This is a genomic window from Roseofilum capinflatum BLCC-M114 (genome assembly GCF_030068505.1).
Lineage (GTDB): Bacteria > Cyanobacteriota > Cyanobacteriia > Cyanobacteriales > Desertifilaceae > Roseofilum > Roseofilum capinflatum.
In genome coordinates, this window is sequence record NZ_JAQOSO010000087.1 from 158,290 (window position 1) to 167,483 (window position 9,194).

9 protein-coding genes are annotated in these 9,194 nt (G+C 46.4%); 2 read left to right on the plus strand and 7 right to left on the minus strand.

Annotated elements, in window-relative coordinates; translation table 11 throughout:
* Positions 1-249: 249 nt before the first annotated feature.
* The gene (locus PMG25_RS16975; protein WP_283768085.1) at positions 250-1,968 is read right to left on the minus strand and encodes an ABC-ATPase domain-containing protein; all 1,719 of its coding nucleotides are present in this window, start codon (positions 1,966-1,968) and stop codon (positions 250-252) included.
* 89 nt (positions 1,969-2,057) lie between these two features.
* Positions 2,058-2,354: a DUF3288 family protein gene (locus PMG25_RS16980; protein WP_347178866.1), complete on the minus strand. Its 297-nt coding sequence runs from the start codon at positions 2,352-2,354 to the stop codon at positions 2,058-2,060.
* Positions 2,355-2,527: 173 nt separating this feature from the next.
* On the opposite strand from PMG25_RS16980, the gene PMG25_RS16985 reads away from it, so the two are divergent.
* Complete coding sequence (locus PMG25_RS16985) at positions 2,528-3,148, plus strand: hypothetical protein (RefSeq protein ID WP_283768087.1); 621 nt, start codon at positions 2,528-2,530, stop codon at positions 3,146-3,148.
* Between the two features lie 196 nt (positions 3,149-3,344).
* Positions 3,345-5,135: a peptidoglycan D,D-transpeptidase FtsI family protein gene (locus PMG25_RS16990; protein WP_283768088.1), complete on the plus strand. Its 1,791-nt coding sequence runs from the start codon at positions 3,345-3,347 to the stop codon at positions 5,133-5,135.
* Here the strand turns inward: PMG25_RS16990 and PMG25_RS16995 are convergent, their stop codons facing one another.
* The 5 genes from PMG25_RS16995 to rpmI form a co-directional block, all read right to left on the minus strand.
* On the minus strand, positions 5,136-6,158 hold the full coding sequence (locus PMG25_RS16995; protein WP_283768089.1) for a hypothetical protein: 1,023 nt from the start codon (positions 6,156-6,158) through the stop codon (positions 5,136-5,138). It lies immediately after the preceding gene.
* Positions 6,159-6,264: 106 nt separating this feature from the next.
* Complete coding sequence (gene dnaA / locus PMG25_RS17000) at positions 6,265-7,632, minus strand: chromosomal replication initiator protein DnaA (RefSeq protein ID WP_283768090.1); 1,368 nt, start codon at positions 7,630-7,632, stop codon at positions 6,265-6,267.
* 50 nt (positions 7,633-7,682) lie between these two features.
* Entirely contained in the window at positions 7,683-8,210 is a 528-nt protein-coding gene (locus PMG25_RS17005) for a tetratricopeptide repeat protein (RefSeq protein ID WP_283768091.1), read from the minus strand.
* 240 nt (positions 8,211-8,450) lie between these two features.
* Complete coding sequence (rplT, locus tag PMG25_RS17010) at positions 8,451-8,807, minus strand: 50S ribosomal protein L20 (RefSeq protein ID WP_283768092.1); 357 nt, start codon at positions 8,805-8,807, stop codon at positions 8,451-8,453.
* A 51-nt stretch (positions 8,808-8,858) separates the two neighbouring features.
* Positions 8,859-9,056, minus strand: a complete 198-nt coding sequence (gene rpmI, locus PMG25_RS17015; RefSeq protein ID WP_283768094.1) for a 50S ribosomal protein L35 — start codon at positions 9,054-9,056, stop codon at positions 8,859-8,861.
* Positions 9,057-9,194 lie beyond the last annotated feature (138 nt).

Genomic DNA, 9,194 nt, shown 5'->3' on the forward strand with positions numbered 1-9,194 from the left:
TCTGAGACCCTTATTGTATTTGCTTTTCAAGGTACATTTCCGACGCACAAGAGTAATCATAGCAGAGAGCGACTGAAAAAACAACCCCAAATCCCTGAAACCCTTGCTCTGTAAGGGCCGACGCTGCTTCAAGGTTGACAATGGCTAGACCCCATACTGGATAAGGAATAGAGCGATTTGACTGCCGAGGGCATTTTCCACACCCCCCTCGCGTCGGAAATTGGGGGGCGCAGATGGAGATGGACATCATTACTGATGACCGATGGTCTTGACCGATAGGGAACGCAGTCGATTGAGTGCTGCTGCTAACTCGAAGGGGCGAAATTCGACTAGGTTGCCTTCCCGAAACCGGGTGAGTGCGTCTAACCCTCCCTGGTCAATATCGGCGAAAATGCCGTCTAGGGTTTCGGCGAGGGTGTGTTGACCATCGAGATATTTTTCTTTAGCATAAACCATGGCTTCGGCGATCGCCTTTAACTGCCCCACTTCTACCAACTGCTCTACATCCGCTAAGTCAATGGAGTCCGTGCCAAAAATCACTTGATTCACATCCCTAACCTTGAGCTTCACTGGTTTGTGTCCCTGACTGGGGTCTACACTCGCTCCGAGGAGGATGCGAGCGGAAATTTGCCCAAAATGGTCTCCGCCTTCGATTTGTCGCTCTGTAGGGTATTTTTTGGCGATCGCCTTCGCTGCTGCGGTCAGGTCTTCGGGTACAAAATAATTCATGGCAATCACGGTATCAGCCACATCAAAATAGTCCCCACTTCCCCCAATCACCAACAGGGTAGACACCCCATAATCCGTGTAGAGTTGACGCACTTTATCGATCAGGGGGGTAATGGGTTCGCAGGTTTTGGCAACTAAGGCTTGCATTCGCCGATCGCGGATCATAAAATTAGTGGCAGCCGTGTCTTCATCCACTAAAAACAACTTCGCCCCGACTTCCAGCGCTTCCATCATATTGGCCGCTTGGGACGTACTCCCACTCGCGTTGGTGGTCGAAAAAGCTTTTGTATCCAAATTTTGCGGTAAATCCTGAATAAACGGGGAAATATCCACCCCGGTGACGGCCCGGCCATCCTCTGCTCTAATCTTAACCGAGCGGCGATCGCTGACCACAAACTCCCGCCCATCTCCGGGAATATGATTATAAATCCCCAATTCGATCGCCTTCAACAGGGTCGATTTCCCATGGTATCCTCCCCCCACAATCAACGTTACTCCCTGGGGAATTCCCATACCCGTAATTTTGCCCCAGTTCGGAGTTTCTAGAGTCACTCGTAGGGACTCCGGAGACTGAAAGGGAATGGCTCCATCGGCCAAGGGCCGTCGATCGACTCCACTGCAACGGGGTAAAATCGACCCATCGGCCACAAAAGCGACTAACTGATTTTGGCTCAACTGCGATCGCAACACTTCCGCATCTTCGACGGTTTCGATATGCGCTTGTAATTCCTCCGCCGATAAGTTCTCATATCTCAGGGAGTGTTCCACAATTTCCGGTAAATCTTCACACAACAATTCCCCTGCCTGATAGCCCAAAATTCGCCGTCCCTGGGCCGGTAAACCTACGGTAAAGCGGGCTTCAATCCCTTGTTGCGTTAAAATAATCGAAGTGCGAGATAAGACTTCTTGTCCGACCCGCACCATCTGAATTAAGCCACTATTTCCCGTCCCCTGGCGATCGCTAACCTGATGACAAACTTGACCAAATTGACGAGTTAAATAATCGCATAAGGCGATCGCCCGACTGTGGTTTTCATAGGTTTGTAGAGGAAAACCGGCCACCTCATAGGAGACTAAGACCCGTACCTGACTCGGTGCAGCAAAGGGATCGCCCTGCACTCGGTCAATACAGAGCAAAAATCCTGGGAACTGGTAGCGACCGCGAATATCTTTATACGCTTTATAACTGCGATCGTTCAATTGATGAAGCAGTTGACGTAAATGCAGTTGATCGGCCATGGAAATGTGAAAGAAAAGAGCAAAACACCCCTTATTGTATAGTGCTTCCGCCGATCCTGCTTTGGCTGGAGGCGATCGCAGATGTAAGATTAACTCCAGTCTTCTTGTTGATCTCCTCCCCGTTTATAGACCAATCCTTGGCTATGAATAGCACGGGTTCGCTCAAATAAGGCTTCCTCGCTCAGGTTCCACTGTTGCAAGGCCCGATCTAACTTCTGTTTCAGCTCTCTAGCTCCTGGAAATCCTTGGTAACGAATTCTCAACCGTGCTAACTCAGCTAAATGAAAATCTGTCGGCTCTCCAGAATGTTGCAGTAATTGATCCACAACCAGGCGATCGCGATCCTCACGAGGATGTTTTTGATCCTTGCCAGAGTCCCTATCCATCATGCCCTATGTTCACCCTCCATCAATGTTTAAAAACGAGACAGTGCTATTGTGTTTCGCCCATAATATGACTAAATGGAAGTATTAACCCATGGGTTAATACCAACATTCCCATTTTCCTGAGATCGCATGGCGATCGTTATTACTGAACACCTCCCAAATCTATTCAATTCATGGTTGCTCTCAAATCTTTTCCCCATTCCTCCCCTCGTCCCCAGAGACCCCGTTTACACAACCCCAATCGTTCCAGACTGCGGTTAGTCTCTTCCCAACCTTCTCAACCCCCAGCAACGACGGGCCGTGACTCCTCTGCTATCGCTGCTCCCCCTATCAACAAAACACAGCGCCCTGCTTCTGGTCGGGTAAGTCCGGCTCCTCGGTCAATCCCTGAACCAGCTCAGGTTAAACGCTTAGATCCAGAGCGCAACCGCTTACCGAAAAGTGTCATCGCTCTACAGGCGATCGAAAAACTTGTCTTTGTCTGTACCCTAGGTTTAGGAGCCGCGACCCTGGGGATCTATAGTTTAATGGTGCAAAACCAACAAGAATGGATGGCAAAATATAATCATCTGCAAAACCTACAGCGCTATGAACGTCAATTAGTAACCGCCAGTGAAATCTTAAAAAATCGTATGGCCTCTCAAGCCGAAACCAGCGACACGGGATTAGTGCCTCAAAATCCAGAAACTACGATTTTCCTCGACCCGGTTGAACAACGTCCCCACTCTACTGGGTCTCAACTGCCTGTCAATGTAGCACCGGAACCCTTATCGTCAACCCCTCTAGGATATTAAGGCTGGCGATCTGAAACTTTACAGCACTTTGCTCTGTTATGGAATACAGGGTTGAACGCTCAAAACCTCTTGCCTCTTGCCTCTTGCCTTTTGCCTTTTGCCTAGCGCGAAGCGCTTTAAGCCTTAAACCTAGAGTAGTAGGCTTTCCTTGGCTCACTTTCTTTCCTGTTCTAATTCAGTATCTTTTGCCACAATTATGGCTTCAACTTCTCCGCCAAGCCAACGTCAGGTCATTGCTTCTCGTTTTTCGTCTAGAAAGCCGAGGAGAAAAATGGCCAGTGTCCCTCAGATGCGATCGGTGATTGTCTGGGGAGTGCTGATTGCGAGTTTATTGGGTTTAAGCCTGAAACTCTTAACGTTACAGGTGATTGAGGGTTCACAGTTGCGCCAAAAAGCTCAAGAACAACAACGCACTCAGGAATACCAACTCACACCCCGCCGTTCTATTGTCGATCGCCAAGGACATTTTTTAGCCGTCGATCAACCCCGATTTACTTTGTATGCCCATCCCATCATGTTTAAGAAACCGGCTTCAGAAATTGCCAGTCAACTCTCTGGGATTTTGGGTATACCAGTCGATCAACTCATGCAACGCTTTTATGAAGCTGAAACCGGTATCCAAATTCAGTATAGTGTCCCCGAAGATGCCGCCCGTCGGATTGAATATTTATCATTAGATGGCTTAGATCTAATGGCTTATCAAGAGCGCATCTATCCCCAAGAAGACCTGGTATCGGAAATCGTCGGTTATGTGAATATGGATCGTCTGGGCCAAACCGGCGTTGAAGCAGCCTATGGCAATATTCTAGAGCGCTCTAGTGAGTCGGTAGAAGTAACCCGCACCGGAGGCGGAGATATTTTACCCAATCAAGACTCAACCCCCCTGTTGAATGCTGATGCCTTGCAATTACAGTTAACCCTGGATACTCGCCTGCAACGGGTGGCTCGGTTAGCGCTTTCTGAGCAAATGAAAAACTACAATGCCAAGCGCGGTACGGTAATTGTCATGAATGCAGCCAATGGGGAACTTTTGGCTTTGGTGCAATATCCGTCTTTTGATGCTAATAGTTATTGGCAAGCGGATTTAGAGTTGTTAAAAAATTGGGCCATTACGGATTTATACGAACCGGGTTCAACCTTTAAGCCGATTAATGTGGCGATCGCCTTAGAAGCTGATGCTATTGAACTTGACGATCAATTTTACGATCCAGGACAGATTTATATTGGTCAATGGCCGATTCAAAATTATGACTTTGATTATAATGGCGGCAGAGGAGTCTCAAATCTGACTGATATTATCAAATATTCCAGTAATGTCGCGATGGTTAGAATTGTCCAGCAGATGAAGCCGGAAGTCTTTTATGACGGGCTGGAAAATCTGGGCCTTTCATCGCTCACGGGAGTCGATTTACCGGGTGAGACGGCCAGTTATCTCAAACCCAAAGAACAGTTTGTGAATTCAGCCATTGAGCCAGCCGTGGCTGCTTTTGGTCAGGGATTATCTTTGACTCCCCTCAAGTTGGCCCAACTCCATTCCACATTGGCCAATGGGGGATTTCTCGTTACTCCCCATGTGGTTAAAGGACTCAGGGATGTGCAAGGACAATTGCACTATACCCCCAATTTTGAACCGCCCCGTAGGGTGTTTTCTGAAGAAACGGCTGAAGCGGTGTTGGCCATGATGGAAGCGGTGGTGGATGGAGGGAGCGGCAAGGCGGCCCATATTCCTAATTATAGGGTGGCAGGTAAGACGGGAACCGCTCAGAAGGCGGCTGCCAGTGGTGGGTATTATGAGTCTGCTAAAATTACAAGCTTTGTCGGTATTTTGCCGGATGGCCCCTATGTAGTCGTAGCGGTGGTGGATGAACCCCAAGGTGGAGGAGCCTTTGGGGGTACGGTATCGGCTCCGATTGTCAAATCGGTGATGGAAGCCCTGATTCCGATGGAGAAAATTCCCCCGTCCACTCTATCGACCAGCAATCCCTGATTATCCACGAAAGGATCGAGTCCAGCGCGTCATCCGCCAAATAAAGGTAAAACCTAATACTCCCCAAATGCCTCCAAGTAATCCTAGGGGGGGTTTAGGTTCTGGCTGAGAGATAGGAGGGGCACTCAGGAAGGATTGGGCGATCGAGGAGGAGGAATTCACGTTTAGGGGGCGTTGGGTTCGGAGGGTTAGGGTTGGGTTACTGGTTGGGGCAGTTGGCTGTTGTTGAACTTTGCCTTGACTAATGCTCAGAGCAGCACCGAAGCCAAACAGGGTTAGAACTCCATAGAGACTCGCAAGTACGAGCGATCCCCAGGAGAGGAAGCGTAGCCAATAGAGGTGATGCCGAGAAACGTAGCCTTGCTGACGGTAAAAGACTAAGATTAATCCGATTAGGGGCATCCAGACGATATCAATTAAGTTATGGGCCAGATCCAGGCGATCGAGCAGAGAACTAGGATTAAGATCAATCAGGTATTCTACTGCTTTGAATAGGGTCAGCAGGAGTAAACTATATCCTCCCCATTGCAGTAATTGATAGGATTTTTCTTCAACTCGACTCGATAGATATAGGCCATCCCGTGAGTTGGGAAAGGCTTGTGATCTGCGGGTTGTTGAGTCAGTCGGCAGGGTATGATAATGGTTTTCGAGTTCGGCCAGTAAGGTTTTGGTTTCGCTGTATTGGGGGTGGTGGGGTTCTACTGAGAAGAGCTTCAGGGCAACTTGGTAACTGGCGATCGCAATTTCACAATAGAGATGGTGATTCCCTTGGGGACAAGAGGCGATCAGTTCGGCAAAACGGCAGAGGGTGTGACCTAAACTAATGGCGGTACTGGGTTTGGACGCAGTGCCTTTTTCCGTAGCCCAAGTGGTTAATTCTTGGGCAAACTGGGCGTTGAGTAAGTTAGCGTTGCGGTCTAACAAGGGGTAGATGACTTGGCGATCGCCTGGATTATTATGGATGGCTTTGAGCAGTTGACGCAAGAGGGACTGTTGTTGCTGGGAAAGGCTATCAGTTTTCATCATCACCAAGAGGAAAGGAGAGAGACTATAGGGGACTTCAATATCACAGAGTCAAACTCCACAAATGATAGCAATGTCTCAGTCAAAAGTCTCAACTTTTCCCATACTATTGGGAACGACTCACCAGAGTAATGCGATCGCCCAGTTGTCGCAGAAGCTTGGCCAAGTCTGGATCTTGTTCCCGTCGCTGCCCTACTTTATCGCAGCTATACATAACCGTTGTATGGTCTTTTCCTCCAAATTCCTCTCCAATTTTGGGTAAGCTTAAGTCTGTATGCTGACGCATCAGGTACATGCCGACTTGACGAGCCTGGCTAATTTCCCTGCGTCTTGAATTACCTTTTAAATCCTCTGGAGTCACCTGAAATTCTTCTGCAACTACAGCAATAATCACATCTGCCGAAACTTCTGCATGAGCTGCTGGGGGATTCAACACAGGGGCAATATTTTCGACCGTCATTGATAATCCCGAAATTGACATATAAGCAACGGTTCGGATTAGTGCCCCTTCTAATTCTCGAATATTAGAAGTATAGTTCGTGGCAATATACTCAATGACAGCTTGGGGTAAATCTAAGTTTTCATATTCGGCCTTTTTTTGTAAAATTGCCATTCGTGTTTCTAAGTCCGGGGGTTGGATATCCGCAACTAATCCCATCGAAAACCGCGAACATAAACGCTCTTGCAGTTGGGGCATTTGACTGGGAGGACGATCTGAGGCTAAAACGACTTGTTTTCCTGCTTCATGGAGCGTATTAAAGGTATGGAAAAACTCCTCTTGAGTCGATTCCTGACTTTCAATAAATTGAATATCATCTACTAATAAAACATCTGCCGTTCGGTAATGATCGCGAAACCCTTGACGACTATCTTGACGAATAGCTGTGATTAAATCATTGGTGAATTTTTCTGTAGAGACATAAAACACTTTAGCATCTGACCGAATTTTGAGTCGATAATGTCCAATTGCTTGCATCAGATGAGTTTTGCCAAGCCCTACACCTCCATAGAGAAACAAAGGGTTAAAACTCAGAGGGTTTTCTCGTCCTGGAGATTCAGCAACTGCCAGAGATGCAGCATGAGCCATACGATTATTAGAACCGACCACAAAATGCTCGAATACATATTTAGGGTTAAGTTCAGTTGGTTTGGGGTAAGTGTAAGTTTTGGGAATAGCTGGATTTGAAGACCACAAAGGACTTGAATTTTCAGATGAACTTTCTTGATTAGCAACAGTAATTTTAAGAGTCACAGAATGACCTAAAAGATCTTCTACTGTTGTTTTGATAATATTAATATAGTTCGCTTGAAGCCAGTTCCGAGCAAAGAAATTAGGAGTTTCCAGAATCAGACAATTATCTTGTAAGTCAATTGCCTTTGCTGTTTTAATCCACGTCTCAAATGTTGGCTGACTTAGTTTTTCTTCAAGCCGATCAAGGACTTGAGTCCACAGGCGATCGAGGGAAATTTCCACAGCTCACTCTCCCAATTTATGGACTAGATAATCATCTATCCTAGTCGTCTCTATGTAGATGGACTTAACCGTTTTCTTAAAGAACTTGCCCGTGTGTTAGCTGTTTTGTTGCTTGGATCTACTTTCAAAGCCTCATCGTAGCTTTCTAAAGCTTGTTTTGTCAAATTCTTTTTCTCATATGCAAACCCCAAGTTGTTCCAAGCAACCACATAATCAGGGGAAATTTTTAACGCTTCCTTATATTGTCGTATGGCTACATCATACTGTTCTTTCGCTACATAGGCATAGCCAAGCGCATTATAAACTAAAGCACTCTCTTGTTCCGGGATATCATCACACTTGATAGATTTTTGAAAGAGTTGAATAGCTTGGCTGTAGAGTTTCTTATCCGAGTAAAGGCAGCCTAGCTCATAGTATTCTTCGGCCGTTCCTTGATTGGATTTCAGCTTTTTTTGTAACTGGGAAAACAGAGCTTCAGAACGCCGAGTTTTTAAGACTTGACGAAGGATAAACCAAGCTGAAACAGCTAAGAGAACTAGAAATATAGAAAGATAAGCGATCGGCAGTGAAGTTTGCATCAGACTCTGTGTTGTTTTTCTCTCTATTTATTGTACTGGGTAAGCACCACCTTCTAATACCTAGTCTCCTGTTCTAAGCAGATTCTGCTTCTAGGAAGCCATCAGACCCTTAGCAATAGTCTCAAGCTTGAGAGTCTGAAATATCCGTTATAAACGTCCAAAAGGGAAACATACCGTCCCTTCTGAACGATCATTGAGTTGGGGATGGCGATGTCATCTGTCAACCATTACCTTCAAGATCTAAGCGCTCTTTTGGGTGGCTAATTCCACAACTTTGCTAAATCCTTTAGGATCAAGAATCGCCATCTCTGCCAACATTTTCCGATTGATCTGGATATTCGCTTTTTTCAGGTTACCCATCAGCTTACTATAGCTCACCCCATTTTGACGAGCGGCTGCATTAACGCGAACAATCCACAAGCGACGAAAATCACGCTTACGCTTGCGGCGATCGCGATACGCATTCCGCAAAGCTTTCATTACTTGCTGATTTGCCGTGCGAAAGAGTTTAGAGTGAGATCCCCGAAACCCTTTAGCCAACTTTAAAATTTTCTTGCGCCGTTTTCGAGCAACATTACCCCGTTTAACTCTTGGCATAATCGTTTATCCTCATATGTTCAACTTCTGATGCAATGACAGAACAGTACCTTAAAGATAAGGCAACATTAACCGCACATTTTCCTCATCTCTCTCACAAACCGTGGTTATTTGAGAAAGACGACGCTTCCGAGTGGCACTCTTATGCTCAAGCAAGTGATTCTTATTCGCTTTACGGCGTAAGATTTTGCCACCTCCCGTAACTCTAAATCTCTTGGCTGCTGCCTTTCGCGTTTTCAGTTTCGGCATAGTTTCCTTTACTCCATACCAATTAACACAGCCTTTTATTATAACAGAAAATATGACAAATATGACGCAAATCAAATCTACAAACAAAACCCCTTTGTGTGAAAAGGGGTTTTGAGAAAGAATAACCTGGCACCGAGC